This window comes from Colwellia hornerae, from assembly GCF_007954355.1.
Lineage (GTDB): Bacteria > Pseudomonadota > Gammaproteobacteria > Enterobacterales > Alteromonadaceae > Colwellia_A > Colwellia_A hornerae.
Genome location: NZ_VOLR01000019.1, coordinates 1 through 23,461 on the forward strand (window position 1 = coordinate 1; position 23,461 = coordinate 23,461).

Here is a 23,461-nt window from a genome sequence, read left to right on the forward strand (position 1 = left end):
CAGGTTCGACTCCTGCCGCGCCCACCACATTTGCTGTAAAGCAGAGATAAACCAATCTTCGGATTGGTTTTTTTTCGTCTGAAATAAAGTGATAGTTTATTTAATTTGCTGGAGATCAAGCATACAAGAGCGGCTACGAAACTAACCACTTCCGGTCGCAGGTTCGACTCCTGCCGCGCCCACCACATTTGCTGTAAAGCAGAATTGATACCAAGTCCACCAAGTTATTGCTCATTTGTACTGGTCAAAATCCACCATTACTGCGTTACTCTCAATCCCAATAGCCAGCTATTACTCAATCGAGTGCCTTGTCCTGATTTATTTTTCCTACGTACAAGCTGATCACAAACTTAATGGAAATGGTATGAACCAACTTTGGAGTTGGTTTTTTTTCGTCTGAAATAAATATCATAAAAAGAGCGGCTACGAAACTAACCACTTCTGGTCACAGGTTCGACTCCTGCCGCGTCTACGACATTTGCTTTATAGCAGAACAGGTTTTTTGGCTATTTTAGACATCTGCTGATGAAGGGGCAGTGCTTAATCAATACGTAAATGATTACGTAATAACATCTGGGTAAAAGATGTCTTTAAATAAAAGCCGCGAGGCAGGGTTCGAAAGGGCTGACCGTGTTTATTAAACGCTTGTGTTTTAGCTTGGCTATTTGCTGCTTTTGGGCGAAGTTGTAGCACTTGGCCATGTTTTCCTGAGATATTTTCTACTTCGCCTAATACAATCATATCGGTAAGCTCTTGCCAGTCTAGGGCAAGTAATTGCTCTTCTTCAGGAGACGGAGACCAAATAAAAGGGGTGCCGACTATACGCTCGCCTATTGGTATATGTCGTTCAGAAATTACCGGTACCCATAAAACACGTGCCATTTTGTTGCGAATATGGCTAGTTTTCCAACTAGCCCCCACCAAGCCAGTCAGAGGCGCAACACATACAAATGTTGTCTCTAAAGGTTTGCCTTGCATGCTAATGGGTAATGATTTTAATTCAATACCTAAATGTGGAAAGTCAGGTTCCGGTTTTGAGCCCGCACTAGCGCCAAGGACCTGCTCAAGTAAAAGACCTATCCAACCTTTTTCCCTCGTTAGATTTTTAGGTACCACTACGCCGGCCTGTTCAGCTATTTCGGCTAAATTAAGCCCAGCAAGTGCTTGCGCTCTTGCTAGTAAATCATCTTCGTTAGCAGGGATATTAATTTTAATGAGTAAACTCTTTAGTCATGACTTTTCTTTGCTCAGTATAAAGATTCATAACTTTTGACGCCATGGTCTAGATAAAATAAAAAATTAATTAATTGCCCGCAAGCCCATATTATGGAAGAATCAGGTTATATTTTATGAAAGTTATTGGGAATTCCTTTGATAGATGCCGAAGGCTATCGAGCTAATGTCGGCATAGTCATAATCAATGATAGAGGACAAGTATTTTGGGCTAGGCGTTATGGTCAACACTCGTGGCAATATCCACAAGGGGGAGTTGATGAGGGAGAAACAGCAGAAGAAACCATGTACCGAGAATTACACGAAGAAGTGGGATTAAAACCGGAACATGTCAGTATTGTTGCTTCGACCAAACACTGGTTAAGATACAAATTACCAAAACGTTTAATTAGGCATGAAAGTAAACCTGTTTGTATTGGGCAAAAACAGAAATGGTTTTTACTTAAGCTAACTTCAGAAGAGTCTGCGGTTGATTTACTTCACTCTGATCATCCAGAGTTTGATGATTGGCGTTGGGTTAGTTACTGGTACCCAGTACGTCAGGTAGTGTCTTTTAAACGTGAAGTTTACCGTAAAGTGATGAAAGAATTTGCTCAGGCGTCTATGCCTTCTTATCGTCATCATAACCGTAAACGTCGTAGTTGATTATTATTATGTAGCAGTGGTTTACGATTAAAAACACAAATGTATAATATACCCGTACCACTTTAAGACGCACCTTTATCTTAAAGTGAACGGGCATTTTTATTTAAGGAGCGGTATGTTAACTACCCTACGGAGAATTGTTCTTGAATTTAGCCAAAATGCTGAACTAGACAGTGCATTACATCGTATGGTGGAACAAATAAAAGAAACGATGAATACCGATTGTTGTTCAATTTATCTTGCTGATCACCTCAAACAACATTTTTTACTGGTCGCTTCTGACGGTTTAGCTCAACGTTCATTAGGTCAAACAACTATTGGTTTTACCGAAGGATTAGTTGGCTTGGTTGGTCAACGAGAAGAACCGCTTAACATTGCCAATGCCCAACATCACCCACAATTTATTCATGCACCTGAAGTCGAAGAAGACGAATTAAATGCTTTCTTAGGCACACCCATTATTCATCGACGAAAAGTGCTGGGCATACTGGCTATTCAACAAAAAGAAGCAAGGCATTTCACCGAAAATGAAGAAGCATTTTTAGTCACCTTATCAGCCCAATTAGCAACGTCATTGGCTAATGCTGAAGCTAATGTATTGATTACCGAGCAAGATGCTAATAGTCATTGGACTAAAGCATTACAGGGTGTTGCTGGCTCATCAGGAGTAATAATTGGCGAAATGTTTGTTGTTTATCCAGCGGTAAGCTTAACTACTGTTTCTTTACAGCGCTCTAAAACTCCAGCGTTAGAATTACAACTCTTTGAAGACGCTGTCGCGAAGACACGGTTAGATTTTGATTTGATGAAGAGTAAGTTACAAGGCATTATTGCGGGGAGTGCTTTAGATATTTTCGATATGTACAAGCAATTATTAGACAATGCGAATATCGCTAAAGAAGTTGCCCAGAAAATAACATCAGGCTGGAGCGCTGATAGTGCTTTAAAACAAATTATTGATGGTTATGTTATTCAATTTGAAGCCTTGGATGACCGCTACTTGCGTGAGAGGGCTAGTGATATACGAGACTTAGGCAATCGTTTATTACTGAACTTAAAAAAATTAAATATTAAAGAGCAACAACTTCCGAAAGAATTTATATTAGTCGCTGAAGAAGTAACGGCCGCTATGCTCGCACAATATCAGCACCAAGGCCTGAAAGGTGTCGTTTCTCTTCAGGGCTCCAATAATTCTCATGCAGCTATTTTAGCTAGAGCGTTAGGTGTGCCAGCGGTAATGGGCATTGAAAAAATTCCGCTTAGCCGATTACATCAAAAAAACTGTATTGTCGATGGTTTCAGTGGTGAGCTTTTTGTTCAGCCCAATGAAGCTTTACAACGTGAATATCAACACTTAATTACCCAAGAGATATTACTCGCCGATAAGGTTAAAAAAGTCGCGCAACTTCCTGCTATTACCAAAGATGGTCAAGCCATTGAACTGCAACTTAATGCGGGACTTTCATCGGGATTTGAATATTCAAAAAACTCAGGTGCCGTGGGGATTGGTTTATATCGTACTGAAATTCCTTTTATGAACCGCAGCTGTTTTCCTTCTGAATCAGAGCAAACTGAACTTTATCGTCAAGTATTAAGTGCTTTTCCTGATCAAGCTGTAACTATGCGTACCTTAGATGTCGGGGGTGACAAGTCGTTACCTTATTTTCCGATAAATGAAGACAACCCATTTCTTGGTTGGCGTGGTATCCGTATCACACTTGATCATCCTGAAATTTTTCTCTTACAAGTACGAGCGATGTTGCGCGCTAATGTCGGTCTAAATAATTTAGAAATTATGTTGCCGATGATTTCAAGTATTTTAGAGGTCGACGAAGCGACCCGCTTAATCAATCAAGCTTATTATGAACTGTCGGGCGAACTTGATTTTATCGGTGAAGAAAAACTCACTCGTCCAAAAATTGGTATAATGATCGAAGTACCAGGTATTATTTATCAATTACCTGAATTAGCCAATAAAGTTGATTTCTTTTCAGTGGGCAGTAATGATTTAACTCAATATTTATTAGCCGTTGACCGAAACAATGCCCGTGTTTCAGCGTTATATAACTCATATCATCCAGCTGTTTTAAGAGCGCTGAACCATATTGCTGAACAATCAGCTCGCTCATTGGTCCCCTTGAGTTTATGTGGCGAGTTAGCGAGTGAACCGGCAGGTGCTTTATTATTATTAGCGATGGGATATGACAAATTGAGTATGAACGCGCATAATATCGCAAAAATTAAATGGGTGATCCGCCATGTTGATTTTCACCAAGTAAAAATGATGTTAGTGCATGTGTTAACCCTTTCAACATCCAAACAAGTACACAGTTATTTAAATGAACAACTTGAACAATTTGGTTTAGGTAGTTTTGTACGTGCCGGCAGGTAGTTTTATCCGGCCACTTTAACTTAAAAAGCAGTAAACAATGTTATTGAGTATTTTTATAATTTGCGTATTACTTGGCTCAGTTGTCGGTTTCTCTGCTGGCCTTTTAGGCATAGGTGGCGGGTTAATTATTGTACCGGCTCTAGTATACTTATTACCACAGCTAGGGATTGAGCCAAATTTAGTTATGCCGATGGCGCTTGCTACGTCGTTAGCCACTATTGTTGTTACTTCACTTTCTGCGGCTTTAGCTCATCACCGCAATAGTAATATACCTTGGCCCCTTGCTAAGCAACTTATGATGGCGATTGCATTAGGCTCGTTACTCGGCGCATTTATTGCTGATATGCTTTCTGTTGTTGCACTAAAGAACACTTTTGCTATTGCTGTTTTTTTACTTTCGTCCTATATGTTTATTACTATAAATCGTGCGAAAAAAAATAAATTAATTAATAATAATGACGATGAAAAACTCCCCCAAAATATAATTGTTAAATGTATTGGCTTTTTTACCGGTATTTTAGCCAGTCTTATGGGGATTGCTGGCGGCGCTATTCTAGTACCTATATTAAGTTACTTTAAAGTCCCGTTACGCCAATGTATTGGTGTTGCAACGGTCAGTGGTATGGTTGTCGCCATATTCGGTGTTAGTGGCTATGTGATTGCTGGTTGGGGAGAAGAAAACTTACCCAAATATAGCTTAGGCTATGTTTATCTACCTGCTTTGCTTGGTATCATTATTACCTCTTCTCTTTTTGCCCCTATAGGTGTAAAAGCGGCGAGTAAGTTACCGGTAAGTACGATCAAGAAAGCATTTGCGATATTTTTGATGCTAGTAGCGGTTAAAATGATACTCAGTTAGTGCAATAGCGTTTGTTTACAATTAAAATTTTTAGAGAAGGAAAGACAGTGAAAGAATATTTAGATCTCATGCGACATGTTCGTGATAACGGCGTACAAAAATCAGACCGTACAGGTACAGGCACCAAAAGTATTTTTGGTTATCAAATGCGTTTTGATTTAGCGAAAGGCTTTCCACTGGTCACTACTAAAAAATGTCATTTGAAATCAATTATTCATGAGTTATTGTGGTTCATCAAAGGTGAGTCTAATATTGCTTATTTGAGTGAAAATGGTGTGAAAATTTGGGATGCCTGGGCAACAGAATCGGGTGAGCTTGGCCCTGTATACGGCGTTCAGTGGCGTAATTGGCCATCAGCCAATGGTGAAACAATTGATCAACTTACGCAATTGATTGATGATTTAAAAACTAATCCAGATTCTCGACGTCATATTATCACTGCTTGGAATCCAGCATTATTACCTGATACATCTATAAGCCCTGCAGAGAATGCCGCACAGGGTAAACAAGCCTTACCCCCTTGCCATACGCTTTTTCAATTTTATGTGTTAAATGGCAAGCTGTCGTGTCAACTTTATCAGCGCAGTGCCGATATCTTTTTAGGTGTGCCGTTTAATATTGCCAGCTATGCATTATTTACCATGATGATCGCCCAAGTTTGTGATTTAGAACTAGGTGATTTTGTTCATACTTTTGGTGATGCTCACTTATATTCAAATCATATGGAACAAGTTGATGAGCAACTTAGTCGCAGCCCGCTAGCGCTGCCAACCATGAAGATTAATCCTGAAATAAAAAGTATTTTTGATTTTACTTTTGAAGATTTTGAATTAGTCAATTATCAATGCCATGCCCATATAAAAGCAGCCATATCTGTCTAGAGACAAGATTAATCGACTGAGCAATTAAACGTTATTGTGCTCAGTCGAACTCAGCGGCCTTAACCATGCATAGCGATAAATTTAGCGAGTAACGTTTGCTCATTTTCATTATGCATAGGATCTTTTTTGATACAATCAATAGGGCAAACGCTGATACAAGTTGGCTTGTCATAATGGCCGACACATTCCGTGCATTTATCAGCGTCAATTTCGTAAATCTCGCTACCCAAGGTTATCGCCTCATTGGGACATTCGAGATCACACATATCGCAGTTGATGCATGAATCTTCAATAATTAACGCCATAACCAGTGATTATGTCACGTGATTTTGTTTAAACGGCTGGCGTGTTGTACCACCTTCATTCAGGTAGCGCATAATAATACCAAAAGTTAAATCGTGTTCGGTTACTAACGCAATTGATACTTTATGACCAGACCCTTTCGCGTCAACAATAACTTCACCTTTAACGTTTTCCATATGAGATAAAATAAAAGATTGATTACCTGACGGTGTCATTAACTCTAAGCGGTCACCCACTAAAAATTTATTTTTCACCTCTATTTCCACTAAAGCTGTTTGTTTGTTACGGCCTAATATTTCACCGACAAATTGCTGGGTGTCACTTTTTGAGTAACCGTAATCATAATTTTGTGTGTCGCTATGACGGTGACGTTTTAAAAAACCTTCGGTATAACCTCGGTGAGCAAGATGTTCTAGATCGGTATTCAGATTTTGATTAAAAGGTTTATTACTTAAAGCGTCGGAAATAGCTTGGCCATAAATTTGTGCAGTACGAGCACAGTAATAAAATGATTTAGTTCGGCCTTCAATTTTTAATGAATGTACGCCCATCTTTACTAAACGGTCGACATGTTCTACGGCACGTAAATCCTTAGAATTCATGATATAAGTACCGTGTTCATCTTCGAACGCAGGCATATATTCACCGGGTCGACCTTGCTCTTGAAGTAAAACAATATCATCAATTGGTTGTTGTTCTGGCATAATGATTTTAGCTGAGTCAGGGATGAATATTTCGGGTTTTACAGTAACGTTTGGCTGCACAGCAATTATATCGCCAGTTTCTGTTTCTTTTGCTTGGTGGCTATCATACTTCCAACGACAAGAATTTGTGCATGTCCCTTGATTTGGATCGCGCTTATTAATATAACCAGATAACAAGCAACGACCAGAATATGCCATGCATAATGCACCATGAACAAAAACTTCTAATTCCATTTCAGGGCATTTAAAACGGATTTCTTCAATTTCATCAAGCGATAATTCACGTGACAAAATAACGCGTTCAACACCTTGCTGATGCCAAAACTTTACGGTTGCCCAGTTAACCGCGTTAGCTTGTACAGAGAGATGAATTGGCATGTCAGGGAATTGCTCTCGTACCATCATGATAAGACCGGGATCAGACATGATAAGGGCGTCGGGCCCCATTGCTATAACGGGCGTAATATCTTTAATAAACGTTGTTAACTTACTGTTGTGTGGTGCAATATTATTGACTAAGTAAAATTTCTTACCTAAGCAATGAGCTTCATTAATACCAATTTTAAGGTTTTCTAAATTGAACTCATTATTTCTTACCCGTAAAGAGTATCGAGGTTGCCCAGCGTACACAGCATCAGCTCCGTAAGCAAAAGCATAGCGCATATTTTTTAAGCTTCCGGCCGGCGATAATAATTCAGGTTTTAACATAATCACAAAGTAAATGGTTTAAATTGTGCGCATTATAAAAACATCGTTTCTCTTAGGCAAACAGCTTTTGAGGCGGTTCTTTGATGAAAATCATATTAAGTGAATAAAAGCTCGAATTGTAAATGTTGAGGTATTTGCTTAAGAAATATACAGCATTGAAAGATTTACTAATATTTGACCTGAAATAATAATATAAGCAAAAAAGTGTGCTACTTTTTAATGTAATACAACTGATAAATTATAATAATTAAGGTGAGACTATGGGAACTGAAAATGCCCTTTATACAATTTTAGTAGAAAAAATTAAACAAGATGCGCTTGTACTTCCAACCTTACCAGAAATAGCATTAAAAGTGCGCCAAGCGGCGGATGACCCAGACATTAATTTAAATCAAATGAGTGATATTATTAGCCATGACCCTGCTTTATCTTTAGGGATGTTGAAAGTGGCTAATAGCGCTATTTTAGGACGCTCAGTTAAAGTTGAAACAGTCAATCAGGCTGTTACCCGTATTGGTTTACGTCAAATTAAAAGTATCGCAACAGCGATGGCATTAGAGCAAGTATTCATTTCTAAAAATGAAATAGTTTCAATGTATTTGAAAAAATCTTGGAATAAAACCGTTGACGTAGCCTCGGTTGCAATTAGTTTGATGACTTTTTACATGAAAGATCATAAACATACATCATTAACTTTAGACACCTTAACATTAGCCGCCTTGGTACATAATATTGGTGTTTTACCCATTTTAACTGAAGCCGAAAATCATCCTGATGTTTTCGCAAACCCGACTTTCTTACAACAAGCTATTGCTAAGCTAGCAGCGGATATTGGTGGCGAAGTTACTAAAGCATGGGGTTTCTCTGACGACTTTGTAAATTTGGTCACCGATTGGAGTGATTTAACGGTCTTACCACCCGAAACTCATTATTTGGACTTTATTCGAGCAGGTGCTATTTATCACGGTATTTTCAAAAATGTATCAACACGTGAAGTCTTATTAAAAAGTTATGTTAATAAAGGTATTTTACCTGAGATGAACTTTATGGATAGCGAAGAGTTTCAACAGATGTTTACTGATGTAAAAGCGATGTTTAGTTAATAACAATAAATTATAGATAATAAAAAACCCTGAGAGATCAGGGTTTTTTTATATCTATAATTTGTTATATCAACAACTAAGACTCAAAAAGCAAGTTTAATAAGTTTACTTAACGTCACTTAACCCTTGATTGATATTGATTAAGTCTTGCTCGCTAATTGTACCTGCTGCACGTTTTAATGACAGAATTGACTGCACGTAGTTATAGCGTGTTGATGACAAGTTACGTTTCGCGTTGTATAAATTACGCGTGCTATCTAATACATCGACAATAGTACGAGTACCAACTTCAAAACCGGCTTCGGTAGCTTTTAATGCACTATCAGCACTAACCACAGATTGCTCTAGCGCTTTTATGGCAGAAACAGCTGCAATAACCGTGTTATAAGCATTACGTGTATTACGAACAACATTACGATAAGTTAGTTCTAAATCTTGACTGGCAGCGACATAATTACTTTGTGCTTGGCGAACAGCACTTGAGGTAGCTCCACCTGAATAAATAGGCACGTTTAACGTGATGCCGATAGACTGACTATCTAAGGCTGGGTTTTTAAAGGTGATATTGTTTACTTCGTTATCTTGATCACTACTACCATAGCTGCCTGATAAACTTAATGTCGGGTAATGACCCGATCTGGCAATATTAATATTTTCTTTTGCAACATCAACGGCTATTTTCTGGCTAATTAAGTCTAAATTTTTAGCTTCTGCTGTCTGTTGCCATTCGTTTGCACTGTCGGGTATAGGACGCGAGGTGCTAAAACGTTCGGTATTTAGAACACTTAAGTTTCTTGGATAAACATTGGTAATTACCCGTAAAGCTTCCTCGGCAGTAAAAACACTATTTTCGGCGCGAATTTCTGAGGTAACAGCATTATCATATTGCGATTGTGCTTCATGCACATCAGTTACCGCTTTTAGACCAACAGAGTAACGTTGTTTTGTTTGCTCTAATTGACGCTCAATAGCAGCTTTTTCTGCTTTAGCAAAATCTAAATCGTCTTTAGCACTCAAAACATCAAAGTAAGCGGAAGTTACTCTTACAATCAATTCTTGTTTTGCTGCTTGATAAGAAACATCACTGCGGTGTGCGGCTTTTTTGGCATTATCTAATCTTAACCAAGTACTATGATTGTACAACGGCATACTTAAACTCAGACCATAGCGTAAAGTATCAGATTTATTGGTCAATAATCGATTTGACGATTGTCCATCATCTGATGTCGGAATAAACTCACCTTCACTTTGTGTGTAGCTAGCTGCAGCACTAATTTCTGGTAACAAAACAGCTCTGGCTTGATCTATGCCTTCTTTTGATGCGTTAAATAAAGCTTTTGATCTCAATACGGTAGGATCATTTTTTTGTGCTTGTTGGTAAACGCTCAATAAATCTTCAGCGTTAACTAACGTAGTATTAGTTACACAAACCAAACCAATGATCAGTGCCGTAATTGTTTTCTTCATGAGTGAGCTATTCCTTTGAGTGTGCCATGTACGCTATATTATTATGTTACTATCGTATCTTGATTTTCGAATTAGCTAAATATAATAAGTGTTTGCGGATGCATTCTAGTGTAACAAAATGTTTTATGCTAGTGGTGCTTTTCCTATAATATTTTCATTTGTTTAAAGTAATTAATATAGGAAATAAAAGCCAGTCAATGGATAAAAAAAATACAAATTCATCACAGTTTTCGCATAAAGATGTCACCATTTATCAACAAGAAACGTGCTACCAAGGTGTTTTTAAAATGGATGAATATCAGCTTAGTCATCGCTTATTTGATGGTGGTGAAAGTAAGATACTAAGACGAGAAGTCTTTGAACGAGGTCATGCAGTTGTCGTCATACCTTATGATGCCGCGAATGACCGCGTAGTGTTAATTGAGCAATTTCGAGTTGGCGCTATTGGTCAAGGAGATACCCCATGGCTATTAGAATTTGTCGCTGGTATGTTCGGCGAGGGCGAATCTCCTATTGAGGTTGCTATACGCGAAGCTAAAGAAGAAGCCGACTTAACGTTAAAGCCAAGTCAGCTAGATAAGGTATTAGAATATTTTTCAAGTCCTGGTGGTATGAGCGAAGTTATACACTTGTATGTCGCTAATGTTGATAGTGAAAATGTTTCAGGTGTGCACGGTTTAGAGAGTGAAAGTGAAGATATTTTGTTACATGTTATGCCAAGAGAGCAAGCCATGTCGCTTTTAGAAAACGGAAAAATCACCAATGCAGCAACGATAATTGGGTTACAATGGCTACAAAATAACTTTCATCAACTACAGCAGAAATGGTCTTCGTAAATGATAAAGCAAAGTAAAAAATATCAGCCAAGGTTATCAACCTTAATGAATCTTTGTGAAGTTAACTATATGTTTTTAATTCGCTTACTCGCCAGTCATAACGATGAAGAGGCTGTTGGTGATGAGCGTTGCTTTTTTATTTCTGACTTTTTATCATACAATATAAAAATACTTGAAATTACCCGCTACACCAGCTTAGTGAGTATCTGTCAAGAACTGCCTAAGACAAAACGAGCAACAGCGGTGGAAGAAAATAGCGTAGACAATAACGATAATAAAACAGTATTTGACCACATTTTACGTCCTAAAATGACTATCCGTTTATATCATGATGCTCGAATGGCGGAAGTGATCAGTAATCAGGATATCAAACAAGTTAAACCTCGTTATGATTACCCCAATAGCAAAATGCATTTACCTGATGAAAAAGAACAAATTAATCAGTTCCTTAAAGAATGGCTGCAACTTTGTTTAAAGTTAGGTCAAGTCAACTTATCACTTTTTGAGTAATTCTTTTGTCTTCTACTTTTAAAATTGCTCAAATAAGCGATTGCCATTTATTTTCTAAAACCGATGGTTTGCATCATGGTGCTAATGTGTACCATAATTTAGTTACTGTTTTACACGAGATTGAAAATCAGCATCTAGTCGATGCTATTGTATTCACTGGTGATATTACTCAAGACCATAGTGAAAAGTCATATCAACTTTTTGTTAGAGCTGTGGTTGATAGTGGCATAACTGTGCCTTTTTATTATTTGGCGGGCAACCATGATGAACATGAGTTACTGGATAAATACTTATCTGTCCCGCCTTTTAATGGTAAAAAAGTCCTTAACGAGCAATTTTGGCAAATTGTTTTACTTAACAGTAAAAGTGCGACACCGAAAGGTCACGTAACCTCAAGCGATTTGTGTGCATTTGAGTCAATCGTTGATGGTAAAAAACATCAATTGCTGATGATGCATCATCATCCATTAGATGTTGGCTACTTTATTGATGAACACGGTTTAGAAAATCAAGCCGAGTTTTGGCAAACGATTAATAAGTTCTCGAGTATTAAAGCCATTACTTGTGGCCATGTGCATCAAGCGTTAACCTTGTATTCAGACCATTCATCAGCCATACCATTATTTACCTGTCCGGCTACTTCGATTCAATTTGACACGAATAAAAGCGCTGGTGCTTCAAATGGCCAAGGAGCAGGATATCGTGTTTTTTCGTTATTTACTGATGGAAAAATAAAGTCGGACAGCTATTTTTTAATAAAGGAATAAAATGTCTAAGCAGATTAATATTTTATATCTACATGGTTTTAATTCATCGCCACAATCGATGAAAGCGCAACTGACAAAGCAATACTTTAATGAACATTTTCCCGAAGTCTCATTTTTTAGCCCTCAGTTAGCTTCGTCACCAACGACTGTTATTGAACAGTTAACGACATTAATTGACTCAAAAAGTGATAAAAAAAATATTTGGTGTTTTATTGGTTCATCGCTAGGTGGATATTTTTCAACGTATTTATCAGAAAAATATCAAGGTAAAGCGGTATTAATTAATCCGGCAGTTAAGCCTTTTGAGTTATTAACCGATTATTTAGGTGAACAAACTAATCCTTATACCAAGGACGTTTATTACATTGAAAAACACTTTATCGAGACATTAAAAAACCTTGAACAACAATTTATTTCAAAAAATAATTACTTGGTCATGGTACAAACAGGCGATGAAGTGTTAGATTATCAAAAAGCTGTCGATAAATATCGCGACTGCCAAATAATTGTCCAGCAAGGCGGGGATCACAGCTTTATTGATTACTCGAAAGTGTTACCTAAAATTGCGATGTTTTTTAATCTATACCCACCGAGTCAATAAAGTAGACCGATAGGTATTAAAACATTTTTTAATCATAATCATTATTAGAATAGTTAAATGAGCGAACAATATAATTCAGACTCCATTGAAGTTCTCAGTGGTTTAGACCCAGTACGACATCGTCCAGGTATGTACACAGATACATCTCGCCCCAATCATTTAGGCCAAGAAGTTATTGATAACTCGGTCGATGAGGCTTTGGCCGGACATGCGCAAAATATCACTGTAGTGCTTGATAAAGACCAATCACTCGAAATTATTGATGATGGTCGAGGCATGCCAACCGATATTCATCCAGAAGAAGGCGTTTCAGGTGTTGAGCTTATTTTTTGTAAACTTCATGCCGGCGGTAAGTTTTCCAATAAAAACTATCAATTTTCTGGTGGTTTGCATGGTGTTGGTATTTCTGTTGTTAACGCACTTTCTACGCGCGTTGATGTTTCGGTACGCCGTGACAGTAAAGTCTATGAAATGGCCTTTGAGCATGGTGAAAAAGTTGAAGAATTGCATGAAACGGGGACGGTTGGTCGAAGAAATACCGGTTCACGGGTAAAATTTTGGCCTGATCCTAAATATTTTGACTCAGCAAATTTTTCAGTGCGTCGCTTAGTACATTTATTAAAAGCGAAAGCTGTTTTATGTCCAGGCTTGACCATTAAGTTTCATGACAAAAATGAAGATAAAAAATATCAATGGTATTACGAAGATGGCTTAGTCGACTACCTTAAAGATTCTCTTAAAACCTGTATTTGTTTACCTGAAGACCCTTTTGTCGGTACTTTTTCTTCTTCGCATGAAACAGCAGATTGGGCGGTAACTTGGCTCTCTGAAGGTGGAGAGGGGATTGGAGAGAGTTATGTTAATTTGATCCCAACCATTCAAGGAGGTACTCATGTTAACGGTTTACGCCAAGGTTTATTGGAGTCAATGCGAGAGTTTTGTGAATTTAGAAACCTCATTCCTCGTGGTGTTAAATTAACACCAGATGATATATGGGACAAATGTTCATATATTTTATCGGTTAAAATGCAAGAACCCCAATTTGCTGGACAAACTAAAGAACGTTTATCTTCTCGCCAATGTGCTGCTTTTGTTACTGGCGTGGTAAAAGATTCCTTTAGTTTATGGCTAAATGAACACACCGAGATAGCAGAAAATCTTGCTGAATTTTGTATTTCAAACGCTCAGCGTCGTTTACGTGCTAGTAAAAAAATTATTCGTAAAAAAGTGACTCAAGGGCCTGCTTTACCTGGGAAATTAACCGATTGTGGCAGCCAAGATATCGCTCGTACAGAACTTTTTTTAGTGGAAGGTGACTCGGCGGGAGGTAGTGCTAAACAAGCGAGAGATCGTGAGTTTCAGGCGATCATGCCGCTTAGAGGTAAAATTTTAAATACTTGGGAAGTAGACTCCGGACAAATACTTGCCTCACAAGAGGTCCATGATATTTCGGTGGCATTAGGCATCGATCCCGATAGCGATGATTTGTCAGAATTGCGCTACGGTAAAATTTGTATTCTTGCTGATGCTGACTCTGATGGTCTACATATCGCGACTTTATTGTGTGCTTTATTCATGCAACACTTTTTACCCTTAGTACAGCGCGGTCATGTTTATGTGGCGATGCCGCCACTTTACCGTATCGATGTCGGTAAAGAAGTTTTCTATGCCTTAGATGAAGCCGAAAAAGACGGTGTTCTAGACCGAATAGAAGCTGAGAAAAAACGTGGTAAAGTCAATGTGCAACGTTTTAAAGGCTTGGGTGAAATGAATCCTTTGCAACTACGCGAAACGACTATGGATCCAAATACGCGTCGTTTAGTGCAATTAACGGTAGATGAACACTCTGAAACGATGGAACTTATGGATATGCTGCTGTCAAAAAAACGTAGCCCAGATAGAAAAACATGGCTGCAAAGTAAAGGCGATATGGTAGAGATCTAGTAAGCTTAGTTTTTGAGAATTAAAGCATGAGTTAACTCATGCTTTTTTTTGCTCATTTTTTCTATAACTTAATTTATTTGAACGCTGCATTTGCATATTCTCTCGTTATGAAATAACATATGTTTTTTCATATATATGTAAAGTCATATGTTATTTGTATATTGTTATTTTATGTATGTTTCAAATAAACGTTCGGATAATTACTGTCACCATTTATGAATAATGCTACAGCGGTTCAATTTTTTAAAAATTTAGCGGATGATACTCGGCTAAAAATTATTTTACTCATACAGATGGAAAAGGAACTGTGTGTCTGTGAATTAACGACCGCATTGTCTCTATCCCAACCTAAAATATCACGTCATATTGCCCAACTTAAATTGCATAAACTTCTCTGCGAACGAAAAGTAGGGCGCTGGGTTTTTTATAGTCTCGTTGATGAAATGCCACTTTGGCAAAAAGAAGTCATCGAGTTATCGTGTCTTAACAATCAAGTATATTTAACCGCATGTATAACTAACCTTATTGAAATGGGCAATCGTCCAAGCAGACAGCAAAAATGTTGCGAATAAGATTAATAAATAGGAATAAATCATGACAATCAAAGTAGGTATTAACGGCTTTGGCCGTATCGGACGTTTAGTTTTACGAGCGGCATGGCAATGGCCAGAAATAGAGTTTATTCAAATTAATGATCCCGCCGGTGACGCTAAAACATTAGCACACTTACTGAATTTTGATTCTGTTCACGGTCGTTGGAAGTTTGATGCTCAAGTCGATAATAATCAAATGATGGTCTGTGATGAAGACGGTGAACATACCATTAACATTAGCCATAATTTAACCATAGCTCAAACAGATTGGTCACAATGTGATGTTGTTGTTGAAGCCTCTGGTGTGATGAAAACAACTAAACTATTAAATGCTTATTTAGCACAAGGTGTTAAACGGGTTATGGTTACTGCACCCGTAAAGGAAGAGGGGACTTTAAATATTGTTATGGGCGTTAATCATCACCTCTATAACAAAACAGAGCATAAAATTGTCACTGCCGCTTCTTGTACCACTAATTGTTTAGCGCCAGTGGTAAAAGTTCTCCAAGACAGTGTTGGTATTAAACACGGTAGCATGACCACTATCCATGATATCACTAATACGCAAACTATCCTTGATGCACCCCATAAAGATTTACGTCGAGCGCGAGCTTGTGGTCAAAGTTTAATACCAACCACGACTGGATCTGCAACCGCTATTACCCATATTTTTCCCGAACTTAAGGGTAAATTAAATGGTCATGCTGTGCGAGTTCCGTTAGCGAATGCCTCAATAACTGACTGTGTCTTTGAGCTAAATAGAGCCGTAACAGTTAAAGAAATTAATCAATTAATGGCTACTGCAGCGCAAGGAGAGCTAAAAGATATACTTGGCTATGAAGAACGTCCGCTAGTATCTGTTGATTATAAAACGGATCCACGTTCATGCATTGTTGATGCGTTATCAACTATGGTTGTTAACGATACCCAATTAAAAATGTACTTGTGGTATGACAACGAATGGGGCTATGCCAATCGAGCTGCAGAGTTAATGTTATTAGTTGGACGTTCTGATATTAATAACTAGTACCTAGAATCTTGATAGACTGAAGCTAACGTTTTTAAACGAATAATAACCTTGGCGTCAGTCTACTATGAATACTCTCGATGATTGATCGGCATACGCCAACATCAATTGCAAAATACCATCACTGGTACCTTTATGCTAAACAAAATAATCGCTCTGCCTAGTGCGGTAAAACAGTATTTATTAATTACCACTAACTATTGGTTTTTTACCTTAACCGATGGCGCTTTGCGTATGCTGGTGTTATTGCATTTTCATCATTTAGGTTATTCCCCGCTTGCCATCGCGATGTTATTTTTATTTTATGAAATTTTTGGTGTGATCACCAACTTAGTTGGTGGATGGTTAGGGGCGCGGATTGGTTTAAATAAAACCATGAATATTGGTTTGTTTAGCCAAGTTTTTGCGTTATTAATGCTGACAGTTCCTGAACAATACTTAACCGTTATCTGGGTTATGTTGGCACAAGCGCTGTCGGGTATTGCCAAAGATCTTAATAAAATGAGCGCTAAAAGTAGTATAAAAACGCTGGTGCCAACGACCAATAACAACCAACATCATGCTGTTCTTTTTCGTTGGGTTGCTTATCTGACGGGATCAAAAAACGCTTTAAAGGGCATAGGTTTTTTTCTAGGTGCATGGTTACTAAGTACCGTGGGATTTTCAGCAGCCATGGTGATTATGGCCAGTATTTTAGCGATTGTTTTTGTACTTAGCCTAGTATTATTACAAGGTGACTTAGGTAAGGCAAAGTACAAAGTTAACTTTAAAGAGATATTTTCAACTCACCCATCATTAAATTATTTGGCGGGTGCACGCTTATTTTTATTTGCCGCCAGGGATATTTGGTTTGTTGTCGCATTACCGATATATTTGGTCAGTAATTTAGGTTGGCAACATACTAATGTTGGCATTTTTATGGCGTTATGGATTATTGCTTACGGCATTGTTCAAGGCTCAACACCTAAATTTTTTATTAAAAATAACCAACATAATATCAACGGTCATTTATTATTTACTTGGGGTATTATTTTATCCAGTGTCACCTTGTTGTTAGCACTGTTGATGTTTTATGCGACCAAGCTCAACATCAGTGCTGAAATCATCATTATTGCTGGTTTATTTATTTTTGGGGCTGTTTTTGCTATTAATTCAGCCTTGCATAGCTATGTGATTGTAGCCATGGCGAAAGAAGATGGCGTTTCTATGGATGTTGGCTTTTATTATATGGCCAATGCCCTGGGAAGGTTATTAGGTACCGTGATGTCAGGTGTTATTTATCAATTGACTAACCTGATCACTTGTTTAATTATTTCCGCTTTATTTGCAGGACTGTCAGCTTTATTGATTAAACGTATTACTGTGGTGAACGGATAAAGCGTAAAATAGTGACAAGGTTAACGATAACAGCATGCTGTTAACGTTAACCCTCAATATAGCAATGAAGTTAGTAACGCACTGCTAAATCATTTAATTGAATGTTACCCAGTAACTGCCCTTCAGTGGTCATTGCCTGTGCACTTTGCTGGGATACTTGCGTTATTTTGACTGTGTAAGGACTTACATTAAAGCCGGCATAGGTTTTTCCTGTGTCAGTAATGATATTATTTAAGTGCAATAGAGAAAACTCATCACCAACTTTTACGCCATGTCTTTTGCCTAAATTAATGGTTAATGAATTACCGGCTATTTGCACTACCTTGCCACGAGTAGGCTGACACATCATATTCTCGTCGATATCAATGATCATATCGCCTAAAACTTTTTCAATGGCCATTCCGTATTGGCTTTGCCAAAAGACTTCGCTATGCACATCAACTTGCTGACGTTTGCCAAATTCCCATGGCGCAGAACTACGGTACTGCTTCGTAAAGACAGATTCCCCATTACTCCCGTTGTAAATATATAAGCTGACACTAAACTGGCGGTTAAATACATCTTCTTGCCAAAATTGCCAGCCGTTGGTCGAGGCTTGTGCAAAGCTGATGTCATTAATTTCAGAATACATCACATATTGAGTATCGCTGATATTAGCTAACGACATCGTTAGCTTTTTTATTGCTTCAACTTGCAAGCTGTTATTTAATCTTGAGAACTGAGACTTCTCTTTTAACAACAATCTGGTGTCTAGATAAATACCTTGGTTGTTAATCTTATATGCAAGCTTAGCCATCAATTTATTATCTAGCGCATAAACTTTACCGATACTCGCTTGCTCTCTATGCATTAAGTTACTACGGGTTATTAATAAAGACTTTCGATAATCAGAAGAGAAGCACTGTTTACTTTGTGGGAAGATGTCAGCACGAATGGTTACGGTGACCAAATTGCCCTCATAAGTTTCATCAACCAGCTCAAAAGAATTAACAGTACCGCTGGCGCGAATATTTATTTCATTTTGTGTCAATAATCCGTTAACCGTTTTTTGCACACTCGATACTGAAGCACCAGCAACTAATAAGGCTTTTTTTAATGCATTCTCTATAGCTAATGTTTTTGCTCGTTCGGCATTGCCCTGCATTATGACTGACTTTCCCTGAGCTTCATACCACTGGGCATCAGCAGAATGAGTAATAAAAAATAAAAGTAGAGCTGATATAAATAAGCGCATATGAAGTCCGTCAGTCAAAAGGGTTTAATATCTCTTGTCGAATATGCAGTTTCTATGCCCACTTATTTTAATGCACAGGTAACTTTATAGATTGGCGCGATTTGTGCTTTATTTATATTAGAAACTATTTGATGTCGTTTATCGATATTACTGCCAAACTGATTATTCGCTTGCAAAGCGATTAAGGGGAGCTCAATGAAAAAGTGGCTTATTCCATTATTTATTCCAACGTTGATGTCGTGTTCATCAATGAATATGATGAGTGATGAAGATAATTTTTATAAATCAAAGCAAGAAGTGCGAGGTGAAATTGACAGTTTCAATTTACCTAGACATGCGATAGCAGATGTTGTTAAAGGGCTTACTTATCAGATGCTTGAAAGTAGCTCTTTTGTAAACCCTAAAACACCTATCGCGGTAGCTTCTTTTGTCGAATTAGAAAACCTTGAGTCAACTAATTGGCTGGGTAATCAAATATCAGAGAACTTTGTTCATGAATTACAGCGTCATGGTTTAGTCGTTATTGATTTTAAAACGACAGGGCATATTCGTGTCACTGCCCAAGGTGATTATGTTTTTAGTCGCGATTGGAAAGAACTACCAGAGCGGCAGATTATTGACTATGTTGTAACCGGTACCATGATGGAACAAGAAAATGGTGTGATGATCAATGCTCGGATGATTGGTATGCAATCACGTGTTGTTGTTGCCACGGCACAATCTTTTATTCCAAGTTGGGTAATAGGTGAACAGATTAATCAAGATGAAAGTGTGCGGATAAAAGATGGATTAATCATTCGAAACAGCGTTATGTTGGCAGAAGACGAACGTTCAATTAAAATTGTTAACTAGTTTTTTTACATTGATGTAGGACTAACTTTTGGTATTTATGATGAAAAAAATTATGCTTAATATATTAACCGCGGGTAGTTTGGTTTTGTTACTTGCCAGCTGTGCTAGTGTTTATGACAAACACGTACAATGGCAAAGTGTTAAACCTGAAACTTTCCCAGTATTGCATGCTATTGGTCAAGCACCGATAAGCTTGCAAAACTCTCAACATGAAACGCAGCGCATGTTGATGGCGATTAATGCCTCAAAGCTTGCCGCCTATGCAGAACTTGCAGAACAAGTTTATGGGCAAAAAATAAATGGTGAAATGACTATGTCACAACTGATAATGGGTAAAAATGAAGTGTCAGCGTCAGTTCAAGGTATTATCCGCGCAGCTAAAGTGATTAAAAGCTATCCCGTTGGCGATAGTTATACCACAGAGTTAAGTCTAGATTTTGAAGATGTTTATAATATTTATTTAGCTTCTTCACCCAAACGTGAAATTAAAGCGGTTACCTATTATTAAGTGTGAACAGCATGCTCTTAAAAATCATACTGCAGACTTGCATAAAAATAAGCGCCGTTAAAACCGAAAGGGGCTGAGCGGCGCGAATATTTAAATACACCTGTGCTATCAACAATGATATTACCCTGTTGATCTTCAATCGTGCCACCTCGAGAATTTCCTATGCTATTTTTATCAGGCATAACATTAAATAAATTATGACTACCTACAGTGATAGCAAGGCTTTTTGACACTTGATGGCTAACGCTAATATCAGTTAATAGTTCTGCGCCATAAGTTTGTTTACCCCCATCTGTTATCGTATATTTACCATAGTGATTTAGTAATATATTGACGGTCCAGTGTTGGTTTTTATAGAGAGTATGCAAACTTATTTTATTACGGGGTTGCCACTCTTCAATAATAGAAATATCTTGCTGTGAAAAAATCTCTGTAACCGCAATGGTATGCAGTGTGCTGTGATCAGGGGTGAATAACTTAGTCACTTTGGTATTAGTAAAATTTGCCGCTAAGGTGAAGTTAATATCTCCAGAAAAAGCTTGGGTCTGCCAAGTAGCGACAATATCAGTACCTTGAGTGGCTGTATCGGCTCCATTTAAGAAAAACTGCCCTTTGGTAACGGACTCTTCAGCAAAAGCTTGATCGAGTAATGGTGATATCCCCATGCCTAATTTACTACTGATGACAATACGGTCGTTGATATCAATCTGATAAAAATCAATATTTATATCTATATTTTGGGTTGGGCTGTATATCAAACCTACGCTGAGGTTATCCGATTCTTCCTCTTTGAGTGTTGGCACACCGAGACGTGTGGTTAAGCTGCTATCATTTCTAAAGGTTTCCACTTCTTCACTCAATAATGAGCCACTTTCGTCAACAATAAACTGGGTGCTAATGTTATTGAAATACATTTGTTGCATTGAAGGCGCACGAAAGCCTGTGCTATAGGCTCCACGTAAAATAACTTGGTCACTTACTTGCCAATGTACCGCAACTTTTGTATTACTGCTGTTACCAAATATATCGTAATCATCATAACGAACGGCAGCACTGAGTTCGATAAAGTCGTTTATTTTCGTTACCGACTCCGCAAAAATTGAAACGACATCCCGGCTTTCATTAACGGCAAGTTCAGGTGCAACCCCCGGAAACCCTTGAATACCACCGGCAGCATCATGCTCAAACAATGCTTGATTGCTCTCGGTATCATAATCCTTAAAACTGTAGGGTTTACCAGGTATTATTTGGTATATTTCTTGGCGAAATTCAGAACCTAATACCAGCGAATAATTTTCATAGTCTTGACTAAATAATAAATTAACTGTTTCCAGTGACAATGATAGCCCATAGGCAAAAGCAGACTTTGGTAGTTGTCCACGAAGTTCATCCATTGTTAAGTCACTGGTATTTAATAGATAATTAGCGTAAGAGGCATTGAGTGAGTCGCTGGTGGTATAGTCTATTTGGTTTTTGCCATAGGTATATGAAATATCAATGGCGGTGTCATTATCAAAAGACACTTTATAGCCAAAATTGTATGACATATCTTCTATATCTGAATCTATTTTGGGTAAATAACCTTGAGCAATAGCGGCTTGACCATCTGCTAATAAGGGATTTTCATTGCTATTAGCACTGTGACGAAAAAAAGCGGCAGATTGATTTTCTCGATGTGAATAGGTCAAAAAGCCGTAAAGTTGACCTTGATTAAGTTCAACTGCGCTGTTTGCGGCAAATGAAAGTTGTTGATAAGAAGGGTCGCCAATACGAAAGGTTGCTCGGTTAGCTGATAACTCTCGAGGATCATCGGTTTGCCAATGACCATTATCCAACTGAGTACATTGAGCAAATTGGCAGGCGCCATGTAAACCTGAACGATTAGTGCTTTGGTGGTCGACTAAGCTTAAGGTGGCGTTGATAAAACCATCATCATCTAGCTCTAAACCTTGTGTATAAGATAATTGATAATCTTGACCATCGCCTTGTTGATAAGCGCCTGCTGATGTGACTAAGGTTGCTTGTTCACTACTGTCATTTAGCACGATATTAATAACGCCAGCAATTGCATCTGAGCCATATTGCGCGGCTGCACCATCACGTAAAACTTCAATACGCTTAATGGCTGTCACTGGAATAGCGTTCATATCTGTTCCTGCTGTACCTCGCCCAACAGAGCTATTAATATGAATTAAACTCGCTTGATGACGACGCTTGCCATTGACTAATATCAGGGTCTGATCGGGTCCTAAGCCCCTTAATGTCGCGGGTTGTAATACGTCACTGCCATCACTTATCGCAGAACGAGAAAAATTAAAAGAAGGTACCAGTGCTTGTAATATTTGGCCAAGATTGATCTGGCCACTATTACGTAAAGTGTCAGCAGAAATAATATCAACAGGAACAGGTAACTCTTTTGCGGTTCTGCCATTAATATGACTGCCAACGATGGCTATTTTTTCAATAGCTTTGACTTTCTTTTTGATATTACTTTTTAGTTTTGACTTTCTCTGCGCAGCAATATTATATTTTTGTTTTATCGACCATTGGCCTTTATCGTTTATTTCAGCATGAAGACCTGTGTTTTTAAGGAGTTTCCTTAAAGCCAAAGAAACCGAGTAATAGCCATCTATGGCATTACTGTTAAAACTTCGGGTTAAATCATAAGAAAATATAATGGTCTGATCGGCTTGCTGGGCAAGTTTAATTAATGCTTGATCAACAGATTGAGCGGTGACAGTAAAGTGAATGATGTTGGGGGCAATAGTTTGTGCTTTAGCTTGGGTATTTAAGCTAAAAAATAATGGAGAAATAATAAAGAGTGAGCAAAAAAATTGTGTCACTTTTTTTATTAAAAGAACACGACGTTGCTGTTTTTTTCTTTCCTTAAATAAATAGTTTAGCAAGGTGCCGACTA

The 23,461-nt window shown here is 38.0% G+C and carries 21 protein-coding genes; 15 read left to right on the forward strand and 6 right to left on the reverse strand.

Features of this window, described 5'->3' with window-relative positions:
* Window positions 1–540 precede the first annotated feature (540 nt).
* Window positions 541–1,209 carry a DNA mismatch repair endonuclease MutH gene (gene mutH / locus ESZ26_RS13450; protein WP_211361232.1) on the reverse strand — a complete coding sequence of 223 codons (669 nt, stop codon included), beginning with the start codon at window positions 1,207–1,209 and terminating at the stop codon, window positions 541–543.
* Window positions 1,210–1,371: 162 nt separating this feature from the next.
* Here mutH and rppH point away from each other — a divergent pair, with 162 nt between their 5' ends.
* The 4 genes from rppH to ESZ26_RS13470 all read left to right on the forward strand — a co-directional run bounded on the left by rppH (window position 1,372) and on the right by ESZ26_RS13470 (window position 6,010).
* On the forward strand, window positions 1,372–1,878 hold the full coding sequence (gene rppH, locus ESZ26_RS13455) for an RNA pyrophosphohydrolase (RefSeq protein WP_146799994.1): 507 nt from the start codon (window positions 1,372–1,374) through the stop codon (window positions 1,876–1,878).
* 115 nt (window positions 1,879–1,993) lie between these two features.
* Complete coding sequence (gene ptsP, locus ESZ26_RS13460) at window positions 1,994–4,270, forward strand: phosphoenolpyruvate--protein phosphotransferase (protein ID WP_146799995.1); 2,277 nt, start codon at window positions 1,994–1,996, stop codon at window positions 4,268–4,270.
* 37 nt (window positions 4,271–4,307) lie between these two features.
* Window positions 4,308–5,129, forward strand: a complete 822-nt coding sequence (locus ESZ26_RS13465) for a sulfite exporter TauE/SafE family protein (protein WP_146799996.1) — start codon at window positions 4,308–4,310, stop codon at window positions 5,127–5,129.
* Window positions 5,130–5,176: 47 nt separating this feature from the next.
* Window positions 5,177–6,010 (forward strand): thymidylate synthase, encoded by an 834-nt coding sequence (locus ESZ26_RS13470; RefSeq protein WP_146799997.1) that lies wholly within the window; start codon window positions 5,177–5,179, stop codon window positions 6,008–6,010.
* Window positions 6,011–6,069: 59 nt separating this feature from the next.
* Here the strand turns inward: ESZ26_RS13470 and ESZ26_RS13475 are convergent, their stop codons facing one another.
* Together ESZ26_RS13475 and trhP are read right to left on the reverse strand one after the other, a co-directional pair.
* Complete coding sequence (locus ESZ26_RS13475; RefSeq protein ID WP_146799998.1) at window positions 6,070–6,315, reverse strand: YfhL family 4Fe-4S dicluster ferredoxin; 246 nt, start codon at window positions 6,313–6,315, stop codon at window positions 6,070–6,072.
* Between the two features lie 9 nt (window positions 6,316–6,324).
* Window positions 6,325–7,725, reverse strand: a complete 1,401-nt coding sequence (gene trhP, locus ESZ26_RS13480) for a prephenate-dependent tRNA uridine(34) hydroxylase TrhP (protein ID WP_146799999.1) — start codon at window positions 7,723–7,725, stop codon at window positions 6,325–6,327.
* Between the two features lie 260 nt (window positions 7,726–7,985).
* Between trhP and ESZ26_RS13485 the strand changes: the two genes are divergently transcribed.
* Window positions 7,986–8,828 (forward strand): HDOD domain-containing protein, encoded by an 843-nt coding sequence (locus ESZ26_RS13485; protein WP_146800000.1) that lies wholly within the window; start codon window positions 7,986–7,988, stop codon window positions 8,826–8,828.
* A gap of 105 nt (window positions 8,829–8,933) precedes the next feature.
* Here the strand turns inward: ESZ26_RS13485 and tolC are convergent, their stop codons facing one another.
* Entirely contained in the window at window positions 8,934–10,295 is a 1,362-nt protein-coding gene (tolC, locus tag ESZ26_RS13490; RefSeq protein WP_146800001.1) for an outer membrane channel protein TolC, read from the reverse strand.
* 197 nt (window positions 10,296–10,492) lie between these two features.
* Between tolC and nudF the strand changes: the two genes are divergently transcribed.
* The 8 genes from nudF to arsJ all read left to right on the forward strand — a co-directional run bounded on the left by nudF (window position 10,493) and on the right by arsJ (window position 17,950).
* A complete protein-coding gene (gene nudF / locus ESZ26_RS13495) occupies window positions 10,493–11,131 on the forward strand; it encodes an ADP-ribose diphosphatase (protein WP_146800002.1) in 639 nt (212 codons plus the stop codon).
* Window positions 11,132–11,641, forward strand: a complete 510-nt coding sequence (locus ESZ26_RS13500; RefSeq protein ID WP_146800003.1) for a DUF1249 domain-containing protein — start codon at window positions 11,132–11,134, stop codon at window positions 11,639–11,641.
* A gap of 5 nt (window positions 11,642–11,646) precedes the next feature.
* The gene (locus ESZ26_RS13505; protein ID WP_223271639.1) at window positions 11,647–12,408 is read left to right on the forward strand and encodes a metallophosphoesterase; all 762 of its coding nucleotides are present in this window, start codon (window positions 11,647–11,649) and stop codon (window positions 12,406–12,408) included.
* A 1-nt stretch (window position 12,409) separates the two neighbouring features.
* Window positions 12,410–13,009, forward strand: a complete 600-nt coding sequence (locus ESZ26_RS13510; RefSeq protein WP_146800005.1) for a YqiA/YcfP family alpha/beta fold hydrolase — start codon at window positions 12,410–12,412, stop codon at window positions 13,007–13,009.
* A gap of 57 nt (window positions 13,010–13,066) precedes the next feature.
* Window positions 13,067–14,953, forward strand: coding sequence for a DNA topoisomerase IV subunit B (parE, locus tag ESZ26_RS13515; protein ID WP_146800006.1), 1,887 nt, complete (start codon window positions 13,067–13,069; stop codon window positions 14,951–14,953).
* A gap of 215 nt (window positions 14,954–15,168) precedes the next feature.
* The gene (locus tag ESZ26_RS13520) at window positions 15,169–15,525 is read left to right on the forward strand and encodes a metalloregulator ArsR/SmtB family transcription factor (RefSeq protein ID WP_146800007.1); all 357 of its coding nucleotides are present in this window, start codon (window positions 15,169–15,171) and stop codon (window positions 15,523–15,525) included.
* 22 nt (window positions 15,526–15,547) lie between these two features.
* Entirely contained in the window at window positions 15,548–16,573 is a 1,026-nt protein-coding gene (locus tag ESZ26_RS13525; RefSeq protein ID WP_146800008.1) for an ArsJ-associated glyceraldehyde-3-phosphate dehydrogenase, read from the forward strand.
* Window positions 16,574–16,708: 135 nt separating this feature from the next.
* Window positions 16,709–17,950 (forward strand): organoarsenical effux MFS transporter ArsJ, encoded by a 1,242-nt coding sequence (arsJ, locus tag ESZ26_RS13530; protein WP_146800009.1) that lies wholly within the window; start codon window positions 16,709–16,711, stop codon window positions 17,948–17,950.
* A 70-nt stretch (window positions 17,951–18,020) separates the two neighbouring features.
* Here the strand turns inward: arsJ and ESZ26_RS13535 are convergent, their stop codons facing one another.
* A complete protein-coding gene (locus tag ESZ26_RS13535; protein ID WP_146800010.1) occupies window positions 18,021–19,184 on the reverse strand; it encodes a flagella assembly protein FlgT in 1,164 nt (387 codons plus the stop codon).
* Between the two features lie 195 nt (window positions 19,185–19,379).
* On the opposite strand from ESZ26_RS13535, the gene ESZ26_RS13540 reads away from it, so the two are divergent.
* On the forward strand, window positions 19,380–20,036 hold the full coding sequence (locus ESZ26_RS13540; protein WP_070375998.1) for a FlgO family outer membrane protein: 657 nt from the start codon (window positions 19,380–19,382) through the stop codon (window positions 20,034–20,036).
* A gap of 37 nt (window positions 20,037–20,073) precedes the next feature.
* Window positions 20,074–20,544, forward strand: coding sequence for an LPP20 family lipoprotein (locus ESZ26_RS13545; RefSeq protein ID WP_223271640.1), 471 nt, complete (start codon window positions 20,074–20,076; stop codon window positions 20,542–20,544).
* Window positions 20,545–20,561: 17 nt separating this feature from the next.
* Here the strand turns inward: ESZ26_RS13545 and ESZ26_RS13550 are convergent, their stop codons facing one another.
* Complete coding sequence (locus ESZ26_RS13550; protein ID WP_223271641.1) at window positions 20,562–23,387, reverse strand: TonB-dependent receptor; 2,826 nt, start codon at window positions 23,385–23,387, stop codon at window positions 20,562–20,564.
* Window positions 23,388–23,461 lie beyond the last annotated feature (74 nt).

What these genes read in the sequence shown, in the direction of transcription:
- ptsP (WP_146799995.1), top strand. Translation starts at nt 1,994, where the DNA reads ATGTTAACTACCCTACGGAGAATTGTTCTTGAATTTAGCCAAAATGCT.
- ESZ26_RS13465 (WP_146799996.1), top strand. Translation starts at nt 4,308, where the DNA reads ATGTTATTGAGTATTTTTATAATTTGCGTATTACTTGGCTCAGTTGTC.
- ESZ26_RS13475 (WP_146799998.1), bottom strand. Translation starts at nt 6,315, where the DNA reads ATGGCGTTAATTATTGAAGATTCATGCATCAACTGCGATATGTGTGAT.
- trhP (WP_146799999.1), bottom strand. Translation starts at nt 7,725, where the DNA reads ATGTTAAAACCTGAATTATTATCGCCGGCCGGAAGCTTAAAAAATATG.
- ESZ26_RS13485 (WP_146800000.1), top strand. Translation starts at nt 7,986, where the DNA reads ATGGGAACTGAAAATGCCCTTTATACAATTTTAGTAGAAAAAATTAAA.
- tolC (WP_146800001.1), bottom strand. Translation starts at nt 10,295, where the DNA reads ATGAAGAAAACAATTACGGCACTGATCATTGGTTTGGTTTGTGTAACT.
- nudF (WP_146800002.1), top strand. Translation starts at nt 10,493, where the DNA reads ATGGATAAAAAAAATACAAATTCATCACAGTTTTCGCATAAAGATGTC.
- ESZ26_RS13500 (WP_146800003.1), top strand. Translation starts at nt 11,132, where the DNA reads ATGATAAAGCAAAGTAAAAAATATCAGCCAAGGTTATCAACCTTAATG.
- ESZ26_RS13510 (WP_146800005.1), top strand. Translation starts at nt 12,410, where the DNA reads ATGTCTAAGCAGATTAATATTTTATATCTACATGGTTTTAATTCATCG.
- parE (WP_146800006.1), top strand. Translation starts at nt 13,067, where the DNA reads ATGAGCGAACAATATAATTCAGACTCCATTGAAGTTCTCAGTGGTTTA.
- ESZ26_RS13520 (WP_146800007.1), top strand. Translation starts at nt 15,169, where the DNA reads ATGAATAATGCTACAGCGGTTCAATTTTTTAAAAATTTAGCGGATGAT.
- ESZ26_RS13525 (WP_146800008.1), top strand. Translation starts at nt 15,548, where the DNA reads ATGACAATCAAAGTAGGTATTAACGGCTTTGGCCGTATCGGACGTTTA.
- arsJ (WP_146800009.1), top strand. Translation starts at nt 16,709, where the DNA reads ATGCTAAACAAAATAATCGCTCTGCCTAGTGCGGTAAAACAGTATTTA.
- ESZ26_RS13535 (WP_146800010.1), bottom strand. Translation starts at nt 19,184, where the DNA reads ATGCGCTTATTTATATCAGCTCTACTTTTATTTTTTATTACTCATTCT.
- ESZ26_RS13540 (WP_070375998.1), top strand. Translation starts at nt 19,380, where the DNA reads ATGAAAAAGTGGCTTATTCCATTATTTATTCCAACGTTGATGTCGTGT.
- ESZ26_RS13545 (WP_223271640.1), top strand. Translation starts at nt 20,074, where the DNA reads ATGATGAAAAAAATTATGCTTAATATATTAACCGCGGGTAGTTTGGTT.